Source organism: Paraclostridium sp., from assembly GCF_051657365.1.
Classification (GTDB): Bacteria; Bacillota; Clostridia; order Peptostreptococcales; family Peptostreptococcaceae; genus Paraclostridium.
On sequence record NZ_JBOFKN010000172.1, the window covers coordinates 1 to 1107 of the forward strand.

1 protein-coding gene is annotated in these 1107 nt (G+C 30.7%); it reads right to left on the minus strand.

Annotation, left to right across the window (positions count from 1 at the left end; translation table 11 throughout):
- Positions 1–711: 711 nt before the first annotated feature.
- A complete protein-coding gene (locus tag ACRCYC_RS13470; RefSeq protein ID WP_438619654.1) occupies positions 712–915 on the minus strand; it encodes a patatin-like phospholipase family protein in 204 nt (67 codons plus the stop codon).
- Positions 916–1107: the final 192 nt, after the last annotated feature.

Sequence of the window (1107 nt, forward strand, 5' to 3'; positions counted from 1 at the left end):
AGACATTTATACTGTGATACTACTTATATCCTAAGACTTTCGTATTGTATCTTCCTGTTTCATATAACTCTTCACAGGCTTAAATTCCCCAGTATCGCTAGGTACATATTCAGAACTTAGTTTATAGTTAAGCACTCTGAATTGAATAATTTAATAGCTTGGTTTTCGCTACAAAATTATTTTACCCAAACAGTAATATCATACACATTATTTTTATATATTTTTCTTGTTCACTATAAGTCGCAACCTTATAGCAGTCTTTCCTTCTCAGGTAGACCTCTTATGCTTTCACATAAGCGCAGACTATATCTTTATCTCTTAACTAAAAGAGATACGGTATTTTTCTTCCACCATTAGCTTGTGGCTTTACTCTCCCTCAAGGAGATAGTCGTTGAAGGTTATCCATATCTTAAAAGATTTAGGACATTCCCTGCTAAACACCCATTATCAAAAACCCTTAGTGCCTAACGTATCTTATATGTCACGATTATCCATTTATAAGACCTAATTAGATTTTATTTCAACTTAGGTTATCCTTACACTTTTTTCTGCTTTCGCACCATTACACTTGCCATTTCTAGCTTTGCTTTGGTAGTAAGGCTTTAGGGATTAAAAGCAATTAACTCCGAGTTTGCACCTATCACTAGATACAAAGGGCTTTCTGTTTTTAAATCTATACTTCTATACATATTTGTATAGTTTTGTTTAAATTTATTGTAACAGTTTTGTTACCCATAAAGCTTCTGCTTTATCTAAATCATCTTGTGCAAATAATACTGCATTAAAAGCACCAATAGATGTACCTGAAAAAACTTTTATATACGGATCTAACTTCATTTCCTTTAAAGCTTTCCAAACACCTAATTCATACGCTCCTTTGCCACCACCACCTGATAGCACCAATCCTATTTTCATTATACCAATCCACCTTTTAGAAATTTATATAACAAACCATTTTTATTATTTAAATATTCACCTCATCCTTCGTTAACTATTTCATTTACTCTCAAAAATATACCATTATAATTATTATATTTAATTATACGTCTATTTCTTATAGGTTGTGAATACTTAAAATTTTAGAAATCATTTTAATTTTTATCTTCT

Bases quoted from the DNA above. Each gene is read 5' to 3' on its own strand.
- ACRCYC_RS13470 (WP_438619654.1), bottom strand. From the start codon at position 915: ATGAAAATAGGATTGGTGCTATCAGGTGGTGGTGGCAAAGGAGCGTAT.